The sequence below is a fragment of the Streptomyces sp. Ac-502 genome (genome assembly GCF_045222935.1).
GTDB lineage: Bacteria > Actinomycetota > Actinomycetes > Streptomycetales > Streptomycetaceae > Streptomyces > Streptomyces monomycini.
Genome location: NZ_JBHFFO010000001.1, coordinates 165,050 through 181,936, shown reverse-complemented (window position 1 = coordinate 181,936; position 16,887 = coordinate 165,050). Strand labels below are relative to the sequence as shown.

Annotated in this window: 15 protein-coding genes and 3 pseudogenes; 7 read left to right on the top strand and 11 right to left on the bottom strand. The window is 68.6% G+C overall.

Annotated features, from left to right (window positions below):
• Positions 1–254: 254 nt before the first annotated feature.
• Positions 255–1,010: a DUF1648 domain-containing protein gene (locus tag ACEXOX_RS00905; RefSeq protein ID WP_406518501.1), complete on the bottom strand. Its 756-nt coding sequence runs from the start codon at positions 1,008–1,010 to the stop codon at positions 255–257.
• A 97-nt stretch (positions 1,011–1,107) separates the two neighbouring features.
• Between ACEXOX_RS00905 and ACEXOX_RS00900 the strand changes: the two genes are divergently transcribed.
• Positions 1,108–1,503, top strand: a complete 396-nt coding sequence (locus tag ACEXOX_RS00900) for a DUF6234 family protein (RefSeq protein WP_406518500.1) — start codon at positions 1,108–1,110, stop codon at positions 1,501–1,503.
• 101 nt (positions 1,504–1,604) lie between these two features.
• On the opposite strand, the gene ACEXOX_RS00895 is transcribed toward ACEXOX_RS00900, so the two are convergent.
• Together ACEXOX_RS00895 and ACEXOX_RS00890 are read right to left on the bottom strand one after the other, a co-directional pair.
• Positions 1,605–2,234 (bottom strand): GNAT family N-acetyltransferase, encoded by a 630-nt coding sequence (locus ACEXOX_RS00895; protein ID WP_406518499.1) that lies wholly within the window; start codon positions 2,232–2,234, stop codon positions 1,605–1,607.
• A gap of 94 nt (positions 2,235–2,328) precedes the next feature.
• Positions 2,329–2,955 carry a TetR/AcrR family transcriptional regulator gene (locus ACEXOX_RS00890; protein ID WP_406518497.1) on the bottom strand — a complete coding sequence of 209 codons (627 nt, stop codon included), beginning with the start codon at positions 2,953–2,955 and terminating at the stop codon, positions 2,329–2,331.
• A gap of 504 nt (positions 2,956–3,459) precedes the next feature.
• Here ACEXOX_RS00890 and ACEXOX_RS00885 point away from each other — a divergent pair.
• From ACEXOX_RS00885 to ACEXOX_RS00875, 3 genes are all read left to right on the top strand, one after another.
• Positions 3,460–4,398, top strand: a complete 939-nt coding sequence (locus ACEXOX_RS00885; RefSeq protein WP_406518496.1) for an alpha/beta fold hydrolase — start codon at positions 3,460–3,462, stop codon at positions 4,396–4,398.
• Positions 4,399–4,535: 137 nt separating this feature from the next.
• A complete protein-coding gene (locus ACEXOX_RS00880) occupies positions 4,536–4,898 on the top strand; it encodes a hypothetical protein (RefSeq protein ID WP_406518494.1) in 363 nt (120 codons plus the stop codon).
• A gap of 544 nt (positions 4,899–5,442) precedes the next feature.
• A complete protein-coding gene (locus tag ACEXOX_RS00875) occupies positions 5,443–6,213 on the top strand; it encodes a MerR family transcriptional regulator (RefSeq protein WP_406518493.1) in 771 nt (256 codons plus the stop codon).
• A gap of 268 nt (positions 6,214–6,481) precedes the next feature.
• Here ACEXOX_RS00875 and ACEXOX_RS00870 read toward each other — a convergent pair whose 3' ends face one another.
• Positions 6,482–7,045, bottom strand: a complete 564-nt coding sequence (locus ACEXOX_RS00870) for a sigma-70 family RNA polymerase sigma factor (protein ID WP_406518492.1) — start codon at positions 7,043–7,045, stop codon at positions 6,482–6,484.
• Positions 7,046–7,595: 550 nt separating this feature from the next.
• Here ACEXOX_RS00870 and ACEXOX_RS00865 point away from each other — a divergent pair.
• Positions 7,596–8,563: pseudogene (locus ACEXOX_RS00865) on the top strand (NAD(P)-dependent alcohol dehydrogenase).
• Here ACEXOX_RS00865 and ACEXOX_RS00860 read toward each other — a convergent pair.
• From ACEXOX_RS00860 to ACEXOX_RS00850, 3 genes and pseudogenes are all read right to left on the bottom strand, one after another.
• Complete coding sequence (locus ACEXOX_RS00860; protein WP_406526181.1) at positions 8,512–8,856, bottom strand: contact-dependent growth inhibition system immunity protein; 345 nt, start codon at positions 8,854–8,856, stop codon at positions 8,512–8,514. The pseudogene ACEXOX_RS00865 and the gene ACEXOX_RS00860 overlap by 52 nt on opposite strands.
• Positions 8,857–9,124: 268 nt before the next feature.
• A pseudogene (locus ACEXOX_RS00855) lies at positions 9,125–10,317 on the bottom strand (SMI1/KNR4 family protein).
• A 435-nt stretch (positions 10,318–10,752) separates the two neighbouring features.
• Positions 10,753–11,859, bottom strand: coding sequence for a serine hydrolase domain-containing protein (locus ACEXOX_RS00850; protein WP_406518491.1), 1,107 nt, complete (start codon positions 11,857–11,859; stop codon positions 10,753–10,755).
• 910 nt (positions 11,860–12,769) lie between these two features.
• On the opposite strand from ACEXOX_RS00850, the gene ACEXOX_RS00845 reads away from it, so the two are divergent.
• Positions 12,770–13,471 carry a two-component system response regulator gene (locus tag ACEXOX_RS00845; RefSeq protein WP_406526180.1) on the top strand — a complete coding sequence of 234 codons (702 nt, stop codon included), beginning with the start codon at positions 12,770–12,772 and terminating at the stop codon, positions 13,469–13,471.
• A 44-nt stretch (positions 13,472–13,515) separates the two neighbouring features.
• On the opposite strand, the gene ACEXOX_RS00840 is transcribed toward ACEXOX_RS00845, so the two are convergent.
• From ACEXOX_RS00840 to ACEXOX_RS00830, 3 genes and pseudogenes are all read right to left on the bottom strand, one after another.
• A complete protein-coding gene (locus ACEXOX_RS00840) occupies positions 13,516–14,904 on the bottom strand; it encodes a phenylacetate--CoA ligase family protein (protein ID WP_406518490.1) in 1,389 nt (462 codons plus the stop codon).
• Entirely contained in the window at positions 14,901–15,044 is a 144-nt protein-coding gene (locus ACEXOX_RS00835) for a hypothetical protein (protein WP_406518489.1), read from the bottom strand. Before ACEXOX_RS00835 ends, ACEXOX_RS00840 begins: the two co-directional genes overlap by 4 nt.
• A 290-nt stretch (positions 15,045–15,334) precedes the next feature.
• Positions 15,335–15,556 (bottom strand): annotated as a pseudogene (locus tag ACEXOX_RS00830) (helix-turn-helix domain-containing protein); the annotation flags it as partial.
• 221 nt (positions 15,557–15,777) lie between these two features.
• Here ACEXOX_RS00830 and ACEXOX_RS00825 point away from each other — a divergent pair.
• Positions 15,778–16,212, top strand: a complete 435-nt coding sequence (locus ACEXOX_RS00825) for a hypothetical protein (RefSeq protein ID WP_406518488.1) — start codon at positions 15,778–15,780, stop codon at positions 16,210–16,212.
• Here the strand turns inward: ACEXOX_RS00825 and ACEXOX_RS00820 are convergent.
• On the bottom strand, positions 16,161–16,886 hold the full coding sequence (locus ACEXOX_RS00820) for a TetR/AcrR family transcriptional regulator (RefSeq protein WP_406518487.1): 726 nt from the start codon (positions 16,884–16,886) through the stop codon (positions 16,161–16,163). The genes ACEXOX_RS00825 and ACEXOX_RS00820 overlap by 52 nt on opposite strands.
• Position 16,887: the final 1 nt, after the last annotated feature.

The following is a 16,887-nucleotide window of genomic DNA, read 5'->3' as shown; positions in this document are numbered from 1 at the left end:
TCTGGTCTTCGCCGGACGAGCCCTTCTGCCTGGACGGCTCCGGCGAGCGATGTTCCGCGTGCCACCTCCAGAGGGACGACACCGCCGACCAGGGCCACGGCGATGAACCGTGCTTTCTTCGTCCTCATCCCCACCATCGGGTCAAGTTCGGATAGTGGTACTGAAGGCCCGGGGCGGGGCAGGTGTGGCGCGCCGGCTGAGCATCCAACCGGCGCACGTCGGCTGACCCGGCGTCTGCGTTCGTCCGCGCCGATTCACTGCTTCCGGTCTTTCACGGCCGCGGCGATCGTCACCGCTGTACCGGCGACGAACGGCAGGATCATCGCCGGGACAAGCCATGCCGGTACGTTCGGGTCCGGCGTGGAACGCCACAACATCCCGCAGCCCACGAGGAGAGAGATGCCCAGGCAGGTGTTGAGCACGAGCAGGGCGCGTGCGAGCCGGCGTGCCGACGCCCGGCTGCCGGGCCTGTTCGTCAGGGATGCCGTCGCCTGAGCGGCAGCGAACGGCGTGGCATCGGTGTTCGCCATCTCGTCGCGCGGTGTCTGCCGCAGCGTCAGCTCCGCGGAGCCTGCCAGCAGCACCGTCGCCCCTGCGTACACGAAGACCAGCAAGAACACGCTGCCGATCGACTTGTCCGCCCAGGCATCCACCGCACCTGATCCGATGTGCTGCGGGATCTGGTCCGGCAGGTGCGGATAGCGCAACACGCCCCATATCGTCATCACGAGGAGCAGGGAGGTATCGGAGAGCAGCCACAGTCGAGTAGGAGAGGAGAAAAGCTTCATGATACCGATCATCCGGTGAAAGCTTGCGCTGGCAAAGAACTCGGTCCGGTCGCTGTCGCCACGGTGACAAGTCAGGGCGGCCCGGTTGAGCTGCTGCCGCCGCCACTGGGGGCATCGAGCGTACACACCACCGATGGTGCGTCGGCCGCCGTGGCGGATGCGGGCGATGATGCCGAGGGCGGAGATCAGCCTCGTCACATCGGCTTGCCTGGCAGTGGTCACGACAGTCGCTTCTTCCAGGGCGGGCCTCGCGACATGCAGGCCACATTGAGTACGCATACTCATGCACACATACGGTCAGCGTCGGCACCCTGTGGCCATGACGAACGTCGCTCCGAAACCACAACGCTGGCGCCCCTGGTCGCAGCCGACACGCAGGGGCATGGGCCTGGCCCTTGCCATCCCGCTGTTGATCCTGGAGACCGCGTGGCTGGTGTTGGACTGGGTGTTCGGCCTCGGCCTGGAAGTATGGGCAGCGCAAGGCAAGCAGGACCGTATTGACGCGGCTGCTCTCGCGCACATCGGGCGGGTGGAGGTGCTGCTGATCGCCGCATTCGTCATGGCGGCTCTCGCGAGTGTCTTCCGTGCCCGCTGGACGGCGATCGCGCACCTGTTGGTCGCTCTTCTGGCCAGCGGGGTGTTGGTGATCGTGCAGCATCAGTGGGACAGCAGTCACAACCCGCCCGGGTGCACCCGCTACGCCGCGCACTGTTGAGTGAGGCTGCCGGCGTGGCGCGAGAACCAGATGGCTTTCTAAGGATTCTCTAGGGCGCGTAGAGAAGGTGACCTGCGTAATCTCAAGTTATGAGTCGGAGTCTATGCGCGGGGTTTCGGCCGTGACGCAGTAAGGGAAAAATTGTCGAGAGCTGTGGACTGGGTCGTTGACGTCTGCTGTTGTTCCCAATGGGTCCGGGTGAGTTCATACTCGACTTCACCATGTTCGGATCCCTCGATCGCATCCGGCCAGTCCCCGGTGAAGTTCCGGACGAAGGACAGGTCCGACTTCTCCATGACGCGACGGGAACGGGTGTTGACGGCCATCGTGTTCGCCGTGACCCGTTCGACCTCCAGGTCCGTGAACCCCTTGTGAATCAGGGCCTGGGATCCCTCGGTGGCGTAGCCGTGCCCCCAGGCCGCCTGGTTCAGGCGGTAGCCGAGTTCGACCACGGCGGGGCTGTGCTCCTCCAGCGGCCGGAACTCGAACCAGCCCAGGAAGGTGTCGGTGGTCTTCTCCTGTGCGGCCCAGTAGCCGCGGGTCTGCCAGCACGGGTAGTCGTGCAGGAGTCGCGGCAGGGTCCGGGTCTCGATCGTCTCGCGGCTGGTGGGACGGCCACCGTTGATGAAGCGCATGACCTCGGGGTCGTTGTCCAGGGCGAACAGGCGGTCAGTGTCGGCCGCTGTGAAGGCGCGCAGGACGAGCCGGCCGGTCTCCAGGAAGCTGGTCATGCCACGATCCTCACCACCGGCCGGCTGAGCCTGCCACCCGTTTTCCTGCCGGCGGCTGGCGGGGGTACCCATGCCGCGCGGGCCGGGGAGCCCCCTATCGGCGAGTGGCTCCGGTCCCTGGTCTTTGAGAAATGCCGGTTGAGCCCAACGCTTGCGAGAGGGCGTCAATGGTCACGCCCACTACGGCCAGAAGCTGCGTCGGGCTCGCCCCGGCTCTGCTCATGACGGCGAGGGACTGGTTCACGGCCGCCGCGTGTTCAGCGAAGGCATCGGCGTCCTGATCGGTCAATTGCCCAGCCTTCAGCGCGGCGCGCAGGCGCAAACGCTGGAAGCCGAGTGCCTCCTTGGCGCGCGCCGCGACGGCCGGGCTCAGCACCGGAATGGCCATGGCCGACTGGGCCATCAGACATCCATCGGGTAGTCCGGGGTCGGCGATGCGCTCGAGGGTGACGTTGAAGAACGCACGAACAGCTGCAAGGGGGTCCGAGGCTGCACACGACAGGGCGGCGTCGTACTTGTCGCCGTAGCGCGCGGCGTAGCGGTCCAGGCAGCGCAGGAAGAGTGTGTCCTTGTCGCCGAGCGAGGAGTAGATGGAGCTGCGGTTCAGGCCGGTCGCCCGTGACAGGTCGTCCACTGAGGTGTCGGCGTAGCCGGCACGCCAGAACTGGACCATCGCGGCGTCGAGTGCCGCGTCCATGTCGAACTGCTTCTTGCCTGCCACGTGGCACTTCCTTGCCGGTGTGTCGATGTCCATGGGCTGTGCTGCACACCATTCTATCTTGAACTGAATGGTTCAAGATGTGCTACGTTGCAGGCATGGTCATGACCGCGGGCCCTCCAGTCATCCGGGAAAGCGCCACGGGCACGCCGCCACAACCTTCGTCTTCATTGCCTACGTCATCGGCGCGGGCCTGCTGGCGGAGTTCGTCCTGGCGCCGCCCCGCACCGTGTGCTGGTGCTACCTCGGCGTCTGTGTGGGCGGAGTATCGGGTCAGACCTGTCGGCAATCGGGATGATCCCTATCGAGACGGTGCTGTGGACTCGCCCTGCGCCTATCTTTGCCGCTCGCACCGTCTTCGCCGGGGCAGCTGTCGGGATCGACCAGACAGCCGGGACCCGGCCCTCCAGCAGCCCCTGACTGTCATCGCCATCGTCATCGCGCTCGGGGGTCCGGCCCTGGGGTGTAGCACCGAACCAGCAAAGCCCACACCATTGGAGGATTCCCGTGTCTGACCCTGCGACCACCACTCAGCATGGCGCCGAAGCCAACCCTGTCCGCGATCTGCCCCTGCATGACCTGGAGGGGTTCACCCACCGCTGGGCCGACGCGGACGGCATGCGCCTTCATGCCGTCGAAGGCGGCCAGCCGACCGGGCCGGCTGTCGTCCTGCTCGCCGGGTTCCCGCAAACCTGGCAGGCCTGGCGAAAGGTCATGTCCAGTCTCGCCGACCGGTTCCGCGTCATCGCGATCGACCTGCCGGGCCAAGGCCACTCCGAGCGCCCGGAGCGCAGCTACGACACCCACACGGTCGCCGCCCACGTCCACGCCGCCGTACAGGCACTCGGAGTGTCGAGTTACTGGCTGGCCGCCCACGACATCGGTGCCTGGGTCGCCTTCTCCCTCGCCCTCAACTACGAGAGCCAGCTGCGTGGGGTCGCCCTGCTCGACGCCGGAATCCCCGGCATCACCCTCCCGGAATCGATTCCCACCGACCCGGCCCGGGCGTGGAAGACCTGGCATTTCGCGTTCCACCTCGTGCCCGACCTGCCCGAGACCCTGCTCACCGGCCGTGAACGGGACTATGTCGGCTGGTTCCTGAAAACGAAGGCACTCTCTCCCGACGCGTTCGACGACGCCGACCTCGACCACTACGCAGCGGCCCTCGCCGCCGACGGCGGCCTCCGCGCCTCCCTCGCCTACTACCGAGACGCCGCCGAGTCGGCGCGCAAGAACCACCAGGCGCTCAGCCGGCAGCACCTGACTGTGCCCATCCTCGGAATCTCCAGCAGCCACGGCTCCATCCCGGACATGGCAGCCTCCATCAGCCCATGGGCCGACAACACCGCCGGAGTCGTCGTGCCCGACGCCGGGCACTTCATCCCCGACGAGCAGCCCGAAGCCGTCGCTGCCGCTATAGCCGACTTCATCGCTGACGGCGGCTGACGCCGCTCGGACCTGTCCGGTGCGCACCCGCCCAGGAGCAAGGCCGTCAGGACGCCTTCGTCCTGACGACTGCCCACCAGGCCCCGCACGGCTGCCTGCACCCGAGCTGCACGGAAGCGAGTTGAAGACAGGGCGGGGTGGCCTGTGGCCCTCGCCGTCACAGATCTGGGCTGGTACAGCGGATATCGCGGGAGGTCGGACCGGTCACCACCGAGGAGTTCCCCTACGGTCTGTTCCTGTGGCGTGACGGGCCTTCCGGTCATCTGCAGCTGGATTACGCAGGGGATTCGGCCAATATCGAGATCCCCTATCGCTACCCGGGGCAGGAAGCGCAGCCGATCATGGCGGAGGCGTATCGGATCGCACGGATGGTCGAGCAAGAGAGCGGCCTCGAAGGATATGACTACGAGGTCGATCAGCCCGTCCGGACCGGAGACAGCGACGTGGCGGCAGTCAAGCTCGGCGGCATTGCCCGCTGGGCGCAGGAGAACCTCACCTGATCAGCACATCGACCTCGGCCCGGTCGTTGACGGACGGTTCACCGACGATGCCGAGGCCGCACTCGCCGCAGAGCGTGAGCGCAGCCGCGACGCTCACACCGCAGATGCCAGGCCCACGAAACGCCCCGGCCACAAACCCACCCTCCTATGCCGGCTACGTCCGGCGACCGCGGGTTCGGATTGTCGGGGAGAAACGGTCTGGTGGTCGGAGTGGCCAGGGCTACCGTACGCGGGAAATCATGCCCGTCGTGAAAGCCTGCAAAGTCGCTGCTGTGCTCCCGTCAAGGCCAGCAGCTTGATCAATGCTCGGGGCGCGTCGCGATCGGTGAGCCGTCCCCGTGGCCACTCAGCGTTCCGGAGTCGGTGTCTCCGTACAGAGCGAGTGGGTGCGTGAACAGCGGAAACTCAGCGATCACATCCGGCAAGACAACGGTTTCTCAATTCCCACGGAGAACGGTGCTTGAAGCTGCCGCAGCGGAAGCCTCTATCGTCCTGAGCAGAGCCGGAAAAACCGGCTCGGTGAAGGACGTGTGAGGAGGCGGCGATGGCCTGGCCGATCGCGGAGGTCGCCCGGATGTCGGGTGTGACGGCCCGGGCGCTGCGGCACTACGACGAGATCGGTCTGCTGCCGCCGGCCTGGGTCGGGGCCAACGGCCACCGCTACTACGAGGAACGCCAACTGCTGCGGTTGCAGCAGGTCCTCGTGCTACGGGAACTGGGCCTGGGGCTGCCTGACATCGGCCGGATCCTGGCCGCGCAGGTCGACGAGCTGCAGGCCCTGCGGGGCCACCACCGTCGACTGCTCGCCGAGCGCGACCGGCTCACTGCTCTCGCCGGCTCCGTGGCCCGCACGATCACCGAACTGGAGCAGTCCAGGAAGGATGGGAAGGATGGTACAGACATGATGAGCATCAGCCGTCCGGAGAACCTGTTCGAGGGGATCCGTTCCGCCCAGTGCATGAAGGTCCTGCGCGGTTTCCCGGAGCTGGTGGGGGACGTCGAACGGCACGCCTCGGCGTTGAGCGAGGCCGAGAGCGAGGCTGACGAGCGGGAGCGCACGGCGCAGATGGTTCGGCTGGCTGAGCTGCTGGCCACCGGCCTGCCCGCTGACGCCGACGCGGTGCAGGTCGAGATCGACGCCCAGTACCGGACGCTGGCCCGGATCCGGGCAGCATCCGCTGAGGAATACCGCGCGATCGGGCGTACCTGCGTGGAGAACGAGCACTGGCACGCGGTGTACGAGGCGATCACGCCGGGCCTGGCCGCGTACCAGCGGGCCGCCATCGATGCGTATGCCGCAACTCGGCTGTACTGAGCCGGGACGGGGCCGCTGCCACGGGGGTGCGGCGGCCCTTCCGGGGCGAGCCACTTGTCATTCCAGCCGACAGTCGACAGCCGACCCGGCGCTCATCCGGGCCCTGGGAGTGCCACTGGTCGCTCTCGATGGCCTGCTGTTGCTGCTGCGCTTCGGCTGACGCGGTCCACCCGGCGGTCGGGCCAGGTCAAGCAGCGCTTGCGAAGCGGTCGGCCAGCCGGGTGAGCCAGGGTGCGGTGACATGGGGAAGTAGGGCGTCAAGCAGCTTTCATTCCACGGCTGTTGAGCCCTTCGCGTAGCGCACGTGTCGCGTGATACATACGTGACCTGACCGTGCCGGGCGGCACGCCCAGCAGCTTTGCCGTCTGGGGAGGCTGCGGCCCATGTAGTACACATGGACCAGGACCTCGCGATGGCACGGTGCCAGTTCGCGCATGGCTGAGACCACCACGTGCCGGGTCAGCGTGCGGTCGACTCCGTCGGGGACGGGCGAAGGAGGAACGTCCGCGGTATCCGCCTCCAGGGGGCGGGCCCTGCGGGCGCGGTAAACGTCGACAACCAGGTTGCGGACGACGGTGAACAGCCACGGACGCAGCGTATTCGTTGTGGGGTCGAGGTCGTCCGCGCGCTGCCAGGCACGGAGCGCCACCTCCTGCACGATGTCCTCCGCACGGTGCCAGTCGCCGTCCAGCAGTCGGGCCGCGAAGCTCAACAAGGCCGACCCGTGATGCTCGTACAGGGCACCGAGGAACCCGTCGGCCTGCTGCGCCGAACGGCCCGGTGCGTTACGGGACTGAAGGGCGCGCCCGGCCAGCGTCGGCGATGTCTCCACGTTGCTTCTCCTTACGAACGCTTCTGAGCTGAGGTGATTGCGTAGGGCGCGAGCCGAATGCGCCACTGCTGACGTTGTATCGCCGCGACAGCCCGACAGTGGAGCCCGAGTGGGCTGGCAGCGCGCCCGAGTTCGAAATGCTGTCCGCGCCCGCTCAGTACGCTGACCTGCCATGCGGTGACTCGGTCGCCCTTGCCGGTGCCCGGAGTGCCTGGCTCGGGGTCCGCTGTGCCCGTGCCGGTGCCCGCATGCTGCCCGGGTGGGTATGAGGCACCCGGTCGCGAACGGGGTCTCCAGGCCATCGAGCCGGAAGCGGTCGTGAGCCGACGGCGGCAGTGAGCGGCCGGAAGCGGAAGGGCGGGCGCTCCCTCGGGGCATCGGGGCGTTGATCTCGTAGGGCGTACGCCGTAGGAAATTTCATCGCGCCCGGCCCCAAGCCCGTACTCAGGAATGTGGTCAGAAGTGCGATGCGTCGGGATGCTCGGAACGAACGGGTGCGCGGCGCATCCCGGATCGTCCGGTGTCGGAAACGGTAAAGGTAGCTACGGTCATGAAGGCGATCGTTCAGGATGCGTACGGGTCAGAGGATCTCCTGGACCTGCGCGACATCGACCGCCCCGTACCGGGCGACGACGAGGTGCTCGTCGAGATACGTGCTGCTGGAGTGGGGCCCGAAGTGTGGCACCTGATGACTGGCAAGCCGTACGTGGCCCGGGTCGCCCTCGGGCTTCGGAGGCCCAAGAACCCCGTCCGTGGCTGGGACGGGGCCGGGCGGGTCGAGGCGGTCGGGGCGAAGGTGACCGACTTCAAGCCGGGGGATGAGGTGTTCGGCAACTGCGAGGGGGCCTTCGCCGAGTATGCGCGGGCCAAGGCCGACAAGATCGTGCTCAAGCCCGCCAACCTCACGTTCGAGCAGGCAGCCGCCCTGCCCGTCTCCGGGATGACCGCCCTCCAGGCCCTCAGCGGCAAGTCCCGCCCCCGACCCGGTCAGCGGGTCCTCGTCATTGGCGCATCGGGCGGGGTGGGAACGTACGCCGTCCAGCTCGCCACGTTGTACGGCGCCGAGGTCACCGGCGTCTGCGGTGCCGCCGGCGCGGAACTCGTCCGGTCGCTGGGCGCCACCCACGTGGTCGACTACACGCGTGAGGACATCACCGACAGCCCGCACCGCTATGACGTCATTGTCGACACCGCGGGGCTTCGGCCGCTGTCCGTACTCCGCCGAGCCCTCACACCGCGCGGCACGCTCGTCATCGTCGGCGGCGAGGGCGGGAGCGGCTTCCTCGGCGGTATGAGCCGTGGCCTTCGGGCCGTCCTGCTCTCCCCTTCATCGCTCAGAACCTCCGCAACCTGATCTCGTTCGCCCGCCGCGAGGACCTACTGACCCTGAAGAACCTCACCGAGAAGGGCCAGGTCACCCCGGTCATCGACCGCACCTACCCGCTCGCCGAGGCGCCCGCGGCCCTTCACCATCTGAGGCAGGGCCACCCCCGGGGCAAGCTCGTCGTCACCACCTGACGGCGCCTGTTCCAGTGATGGCTGGGGCACCCGAGGAGGTGCATCCCGAGGGAGCGAACTTCCCTTTTGAGTTCGGGGAGCCCGCTCCAGACCTCCGCGTCCCTGGTCAGTACGGCGGCCAGCAGGTCACCCTCGTACATGTCGCCTTCCGACAGCGGGTCGGCCCGAAGGGCCTCCACCGCCAGCGGCAGGAGGTAGGCCAGGCCCACGTCCTGCCTGATCAGCAGCCGCATGTCCTCGACCGTCAGATCGCCGGTCAGCTTGCGCCGGAGCTCGCGCACGGTCGCCGTCAGCCGGGTTTCGCCGTCCGTCCGGGCCGGTCATCGGTCACGCTCACGTTGTTCAAGGGAGCGGTCACGGTTCACGAGTCGAGTCACCGACTGATTGGCCCATGTCAGGTTTCCCCCGCGGTCTCAGGCTTTCGAAGACCCGGACGCGGAGGGGGAGCGAGAGGAGCCCCCGGTCGGCGTACAGCCGCTCAGCAGCATCGCCGCTGCCACTGCGACGAGAGGCGCAGACCAGGCCTGTACGTGTCCGAAAGGGGCGCGGGCGCTGTGCCAGTCAGCGCCCCTCATCCCCGTTCATGGTGATTACGGCGTAGGTCTCCCCACTTTCCGGTGGTCGTGTCCATGAACGGGTGGTGAACGTGTGCAGCCGCCCGTGAGTGATCGCATGGCGCGGCAGGTGGACGCCGAACTCGCCGGTCACGGCTTCCAGCAGTGGCCGTTCCGCCTCGGTGGCCCCCTCCCGGGTGGCGAAGAACCGGTCCGGGTCCAGCGCCCGCGGTATGTGACCGGTTCGACGGGTCTCTCCATCCGCGTACGTGAAGGCGTACTGCTCGTTGCCGTCCTGCGCCACGGAAAGGTGGAAGAACGGTTGCCCGTGCCAGGTCCGCAGACCGCTCCACACGGCCACCGCGCGGGTACCCGCGCTGGCGGCCGCGGCCGGGGAGACGAACCGTTGCGGGTCGAAAGACGCGGGGGCGCCGTCGAAGGCGAAGCTCCAACGGGAGCCGGCCCGGCCGACCGCCATGAGGGCTCTGTCGTCGTAGGACGAGAACTCCCGCTGTCCGTTGAGCGATCGGTGGCGCGCTTCGTGGAGCGTCATGGACCCGTCGAGCGTTGCCTCGTCCGCGTCCGCGAGACGCCCGGGCACATCCTCCGGTTCCACGGCTTCGACCAGGACGAGCCGGTAAGACGTGAGGCTGTCGTTGGCGTCCAGATCCGCGAGCCACGCCAGGTTGTCCGGATCGAGGCCGGCCGGTCGGCTCGTTGCCTCACCCGGCTGTCCGCCCCTGGGGGTGGACAGCAACTCGCGGCCTCGTTCCGGAGTCAGCAAGGGGCCGAGCAGAGGGTCGGCCACCCAGCCCAGCGGCGCCAAATGTCCGCGGCCCGCCGCTGGGCGGGCCCGGCGTCGTCGTCCAGATACTCCTCGAACATGTCCGCGAGCCCGGAGTCGTTGTTGTGCCAGCGTGCGTCCGTGGTCCCTGCCAAGGGCCAGACGAACCCGCCGGCATGCTGCCACCCGTCGCTGACCTTGAGAAACTCTCGGTACGACGGCGGCATCCGTCGGCCGAGGCGCTTCTCCATGGCTGCGATCCGCTCCTCGGACGCGGGTGGGGACCCCAACCAGCGAGCCTGCCGGACAGCTTCGTCTTCCGTACTCCGCGTCTCGTCATCGGGCACGGTATCCGCCCACTCCTCGCTCCATCTGAGCAGGAACGGCCGCCAGCCGAACGCTGTTTCATGCGTCATACGCCCGATGATGCCACCCACCACTGACAGTGCCCTGTGACGACTGGTGGTGTGGGGTTATGACCGATACCCCTCGCGGCGTGGCACGAGGGTAGCGCGCGGTTCGAAGTGGGGAGAGAAGGAGGAAAGTGTAGAGGGAGAGAGAAGAAGGGGGAGAGAAGGCGATGGTGGCGAAGGAACCGCTTCCGTGGGGGAGCAAGGTTTTGATGGGAGTCCTTGCGGTCTTCCTCGTGCTGGTGGCCCCTGGGATCGCGGCTCTGGTGACGATCGCCGTTTCGTACCACACTGCGCCACGGGAATCCCCGCCGTCGAGATCTGTGCCGTCGGTCGGTGGGTAGGGACCCGACGGCACAGGTTTCACAGGGCCTTCAGAACATCGGAGTACCGAACTCCGCGGTCACGTCGACGGTGCTGGGGGTGGAAGGGCTGGTGCGGTCAGGCGCGCAGGGCCTGGATTCCGTCGTAGGCGGCCATCACTATCTCCAGTCCGCGGTTGTCGTCCCCGGGCTCGCGCATCTGGTTCGTCACGTACGCCACCACCATGCGGGCGTCGGGATCGATCACGACCATCGAGCCGCCCCAGCCGCCCCAGCCGTACGTGTTGCCGAACAGGCCGTAACCCAGGCCGTAGCGCATCGGCATGCCGAGGATGTGGTCCTCGCCGCTGAACTGCTCCTCCCGCGCACGGTCACAACCCGCCTGCGACAGCAGCCGCACACCGCGCACCGTTCCTCCGCACGCCAACACCGACTGCACCAGAGCGACCGAGCGGGCATTGCCGAACCCGCTCGCCGCGGGGATCTGTGCGCGGCGCCAGGCGATGCTGTTCCCGTCCCGGACCCGGATCCCGGTTCCGGCGGTGGGGGCTGCGGTGGCGCCGGGTGCGCTCGAGAGGTGGTCTTCGTCCCGCGACGGCGGTGGGACCGAGAGCGCGACCCGGTGGTCGTGTTCGGCGGACAGCCCGATGTGGAAATCCGCGCCCAACGGGCCGGCCACCTCGTCGGCGAGGAACTCGCCCACGCTGCGGTCCGTGATCCGGCGCACCACCTCGCCCACGAGAAAGCCCTGGGTCAGCGAGTGGTATCCGGCCGCCGTGCCCGGCTCCCACTGCGGAGCCTGGGCGGCGAGCCGCGCCGTGGCGGACGGCCAGTCGTAGAGCTCCTCGACCGGGCCGTTCCAGTGGGGCAGGCCCGCGGTGTGCGCGAGCAGGTGCCGTACCAGCACCCCGTCCTTGCCCGCCGCGGCGAACTCCGGCCAGTACCGAACCACCGGCGCGTCCAGGTCGAGTTGACCGCGGTCAGCCAGGACGAGGGCGCACAGCGCCGTCATCGTCTTGGTGACGGACCACACGCCGGTGATCGTGTCGCGCTGCCACGGGGCTGTGCGGTCCGCGTCGACGCATCCGCCCCAGACATCCACCACCGGCTCGCCGTCCACGAAGACCGCCACCGAGGCGCCCGTGTCTCCGGCGTCCAGCAACGCGGCCAGCACGCCGGGCGCAGCGGTGAACAGATCATCGTAGGAACCCTGAATCTCGGCCATACGTGAACTTAGCCAGCGCCACGCGGTCCCGGTCAACCGGATTTCCGGGGTGACGCCGCGTCAGGGCCATGTGTTCAGCGCGGATATCGGCCACTGTTCTGTTCCCTGTAAACGCGTCGGTCCCGTCAGGCACGCTGGCAGCACAGCGGTATGCGTCGAACCGTTCGGGACTCGTACTGAATTCCGCGGAGGTGCAGCAGGCAGGGGGTGCAGCCTGTGTGCGTGCGAGTTGATTTCATGGGCCGTTTGGGAATCCACACAACGGCGTCACGTACACAGGCCCTCGCCCCATGCGTCCAGTACCGCACCATGCCCGGCGTGCCGGGACGCACCAGCCGACGCGGCCATGCCGATCCGGCCCGAAGCGACCTCGCGTGACGGCTCGTCCCGACGCGTAACGCGGGTGCGACATCCGTACGACCCTTCACCCGGTCATGAACCAAAGCGCGCTCGGTACCAGTGACTTCACATGACATTCACACCGTGAGCCCGCAGTACGCCACGTCCAGAGCCGCGAACCGGTGCGGTGGCCGTTTAGTCGTGGCACGCGGGGAACCCGTGGGACACAGTGTGAAACGACCTTCGTGGACCGGCAGCCGCTCCAGTGTGGCCGTATGAAGCAGTACGGCGCCAGCAACACCCGGTTCGTACAGTGCAGGGAAAGGCAGCGTCGGCCATGCCAGAAATCACCAACGCCGTGCACCACAGTGCGACCCAGCGGAGTACCGCGGCCGCCCCGGCGCCCGCGGCCCACACGAGGTCGGTCCCCGCCCCCTCCGTGCCCCCGGAGGCCCCCACGCCTGCGGTTTTCCGCACCGAAGCAGCCCCAGGCCCGGGCCGTACCGAAGCAGTCCCGGGCGCGGTCCGTACCGCTGTAGCCCCGAGCTCGAAGCGCGCCGATCCGGTCGTCATCCTGCTGGTGGACGACCGGGCGGAGAACCTGTTGGCCCTGGAGGCCGTCCTCGCGCCCCTGGGGTACGACCTGGTGCGCGCCACCTCCGGGGAGCAGGCTCTCAAGGCCCTGCTCGTCGAGGAGTTCGCGTTGATACTGCTGGACGTGCAGATGCCGCACATGGACGGCTTCGAGACCGCCGCCCACATCAAGCGTCGCGCCCGTACCCGCCACGTACCGATCATCTTCCTGACGGCCGCGAGCCATGGACCGCACCACACCTTCCGTGGTTACGCGGCCGGTGCCTCCGATTACCTGGTCAAGCCGTTCGATCCGTGGGCACTGCGCGCCAAGGTCAACGTCTTCGTCGACCTGTACCGCGTCAACCGGCGCCTGCACGACCAGCGAGCCCTGCTGCAAGGCGAAGTGCTGCGCCGCAGCGGTGGGCGGACGGCAGCGACGCCGGTGCCGGCGAGCCCGGTGCCGGCCGAGTTGGACGCCCGGCTGCAGACCGTCGAAGACAGCGCCCGCGACCTGTTCGGTCAACTGCCCGTACCCTGCGCCCCGGCCGGAACGCTGGCCACCGCCGCAGCCCTCGCCGAACAGCTCGCCCGGCTGCGCCAGCACATCGACCTCCTGCTGGATCGCGATGCCCTGCCCGAATCCCACCGCCCGGGCGGTCCGGCCACGTACACATCAGGACACACGTACACACCATGACGCCCGGCCCGACGCTGCGGTAGCTGCCCGCACACCGCTGCCGATCAGAGGCGAGTGCCCGCCCGGTCGAAAGGAATGACCGTGCGATATTTGCCGCCGGCTGCCTGCTGGGGCGGTTCTTCGGCGCGCTGGACCGTGACGTGGTCGAGTCCGTTGTCGGCGAGGAGGCGCGTCAGCTCCTGGTGGGCGGTCTGCCATACGCGGTCGGGGTCGGCACCGGCTGCGGGCAGCAGACGTATCCGCAGGGTTGCCGGGGCGGTCTGCTCGACCTGGAACAGCTCGACTCCAGGAGTGCGGTCGAACAGGGTGCCGAAGGCCAGGGGAGCGAGCTGCACGGGGTCGCCGCCGTGGGCGGGGAACGTGAGGATGTCGCCCGCGCGGCCTTGAACACGGAGTGCGGGCAGCGGGTTGCCGCACGGGCACGGGTCGGGCCGGAGCAGGACGCTGTCACCGAGGTCGTAGCGCAGGAACGGCTGTACGCGGTTGGCGAGGTTGCTGATCAGTACGGTGTGCGAGTACTGGCCGGGCGGGGTGGGTCGGTGATCGGCGTCGACCGGTTCGAGCACGGCCCAGTCGGTGTTGACGTGGTACCAGCCGTGGGCGCAGCTGTGGCTGAGGTAGGTGCACTCGGTCGCGCTGTACATCGCGCGGACCGTGCTGCGGAAGGCGCGGGCGATCCTGTCGGTGTCGTCGGTGCTCATCGTCTCGCCGGCCGGCTGGACCAGCACCGGGTTGATGCGCAGGCGGCCGGCTTCCTGCTCGGCGGTGAGCAGCATGATCGTACTGGCGTATCCGATGACGAAGGCGGGGCGGTACGCGTTGAGTTCGGCCACCAGTTGCGCCATCGGTGTGTGCACCGGGAACGCCCGGAGCAGTTTGCTGCGCCATCCGCCCGCTTGGTGGGTGCGGGAGTACGCGGCGAAGCCGACGTAGTGCCCGCCGGTGGCCACGAGTTGGGCGAAGCGGCCACCCTGAGCGGTTGCGCGGAGCAGCCCGGCGGGGCCCAGCCATGAGGCCAGCGCCCGGGAGGTGAGTGCGGCGCCCACGTCCATGTACCGGTCGTCGAGGACGAAGAGGCCGCGTCGGCCGCTGGTGCCCGAGGTGGTGGCCACCATGTACTTCCCGAGGAACCGCTGTCCGATCCGGCTGGGGTCGTCGCTGAAGGCGCGCACCTTCTCGTACGTGATGGCGCGGTCGGCCACCCAGTCGTCGAAGTGCCCCATCAGCTTCTTCTTGTCGGTGACGGGCAGCAGCGCCGGGTCCTCGACCCGCTCGGGCAGGTCGCGGTAGAGGCTGCGGTAGTACGGGGAGGCGGTCCGGGCGTGGGTGACCATGGCGGCCAACCGGTCGCGCTGCCGCCGCGTGATGCCGGGCATCCCCTCCTTGCGGGCCCTGCGGGCATCCCGTCCCAGCCACGCCATGTTCTCGGTCATCGTGCGGTGCTCCTTCGCGGTACGGGGGCGGTCTGCAGCCCGGCCTGGCCCAGGACGGCGAGGAAGTAGGCCTTGACCTCTTGCGCGCTGGTGGTGTCGGGGTGCGCGGCCAGGTGTTGCAGGGCCGCGCCACTGAGCATCTGCTGAAGGATTTCCGGATCGCTGTCCGGGGAAGCTGCCCGGCCGCGCGGGCTCGCTCCAGAGTGGTGCGCACCGCGAGGCCGCGGTGGCTGCCGTGTGCCTTGTGGTAGGCGTGCAGCAGTTCGGGGAGGTCGTCGACCGTGCCGTAGAGGCGACGGATCAGCCTGCGTGCGCGGGGTTTGCCGAGGTGCTCGGCCCAGGCCGTGACCATGCTGTCGATGTCCGGCCAGTCCATCGAGCGGGGATCCACGTCCCGGTATTCCCACTCGACCGCACGCACCAACAGGTCGGTCAGGGTCGGGAAGCGCCGGTACACGGTGGCGCGGGTGACTCCGGCGCGGCGCGCCACCTGCTCGATACTCGCCCAGCCGGCACCACGCTCGATGAGCAGATCGAGCGCGGCCGCGAGGATCGCCTCGTCCGCCTCGCGGCTGCGCGGCCGGCCGGGGGCCCTCGCGGACGGGGCCGACGTGGTGAGGGTGCGCTCTTCGGGATCGTCGTCAAGCTTCACACGAATACGATACAGCACAGCTCTGTATTGTATTGAGTCCCGGACGGGTGGGCGGGCTGAGTGGCTTAGGGTGAGGAAGGAGACATCCCCGTATGAAGGCCACAACGGCCAGGGCCCGGGCCGGGGGCTGGAACGGGCTCGGATACGGTCAGCCGGTGTCCACGACTGATGACGTTTGTGCGCCCGGACAGGGGCACACTGCCAGGAGGTACGCCCTGGGGGTGACGGCCTTGACCGCTCTGGTGATGGTCCTCCTGCCGCCGCTCCTGGTGCGGGCGGGGGCCATCGGCGACGGCTGGTGCGTCTTGGCCCTCCTCTCGCACATCGTGGCCGCCACGGTCTGCCTGGTGGCCACCGCCCCGCGACAGCCCGAGATGCGGGGCGGGCTGCTGACCGCCCGCACCTTGTTCGGCCGCCGCACCGTGGACCTGGACCGGCTGACCAGGGTCGGACACCTGATGATTCCCGGTCAGCCCGCTTCGTCCTCGGTGGACTGGCTTCTCCTCACTGTGCCGCCGTCACCGGGGTCGGGTTCGGCCTGCTCATCGTCAGCCTCTCGCTGGCGGGGAGGGTCTGAGGGCGCCCGGGGCGCCGGCGCACCGGCTCAGGCGTCGAGCCGGGCCGCCAGGCCGTCGAGGACCCGGTCGAGTCCGTAGGAGAAAGTCTCGTCGCGGATCTGCTGCGGATGCACGTCCTGCTGGGCGGAGTTGCCGTCCCGCAGTCGCGGGTGTTGCCGCGAAGCCTCGTCGAAGGCCGGCCGCAGGCCCGCCACCCACTCCTGCTCGGTCTTGCCGCTGCGGGCGATCAAGGAGAGATGGGCGGCCTCGGAGGTCGCGATTCCGATGACGTAAGCCGTGAGCGTCCCCGCGGCCTGGTCCTTCTCTTCCGTGGGGAAGCCGGCCGCCTCGAACTGGGCGAGCAGCCCCGATGACATCCGCACGGCGTTCGGGCCGATGTGGACGAGGCCGACCTGGCCGAGTTCGGGGGCGATCCAGGGGTGGCGCAGGGTCATCGCCCGCAGATCGGTGGCGATGCGGGTGACGGCCGCGCGCCATTGGGGCCCGTCGGCGGTGGCCGGTAGTTCGAGTTCGCCGAACACGTCGTCCACGACCAGCTGAATCAGCTCGTCGCGGTTGGCCACGTGCCGGTAGAGCGACGTGGCCGCGGCGTTCAGCCGGTTGCCGAGCCTGCGCATGCTGAGCGCCTCGGTGCCCTCCCGGTCCAGCAGTTCGACCGCCGCGGCCACGATCTGCTCGCGGGTCAGCTGCTCCCGCTGCGGGCGGCGCGGCCGCGTCCACACCGATGCGGTCGGCTTCTCGTCGGCTGGCATG

Coding starts and splice junctions, on each gene's coding strand:
- ACEXOX_RS00900 (WP_406518500.1), top strand. CDS start 1,108: ATGACGAACGTCGCTCCGAAACCACAACGCTGGCGCCCCTGGTCGCAG.
- ACEXOX_RS00895 (WP_406518499.1), bottom strand. CDS start 2,234: ATGACCAGCTTCCTGGAGACCGGCCGGCTCGTCCTGCGCGCCTTCACA.
- ACEXOX_RS00875 (WP_406518493.1), top strand. CDS start 5,443: ATGGCCTGGCCGATCGCGGAGGTCGCCCGGATGTCGGGTGTGACGGCC.
- ACEXOX_RS00850 (WP_406518491.1), bottom strand. CDS start 11,859: ATGGCCGAGATTCAGGGTTCCTACGATGATCTGTTCACCGCTGCGCCC.
- ACEXOX_RS00840 (WP_406518490.1), bottom strand. CDS start 14,904: ATGACCGAGAACATGGCGTGGCTGGGACGGGATGCCCGCAGGGCCCGC.
- ACEXOX_RS00835 (WP_406518489.1), bottom strand. CDS start 15,044: ATGCTCAGTGGCGCGGCCCTGCAACACCTGGCCGCGCACCCCGACACC.
- ACEXOX_RS00820 (WP_406518487.1), bottom strand. CDS start 16,886: ATGCCAGCCGACGAGAAGCCGACCGCATCGGTGTGGACGCGGCCGCGC.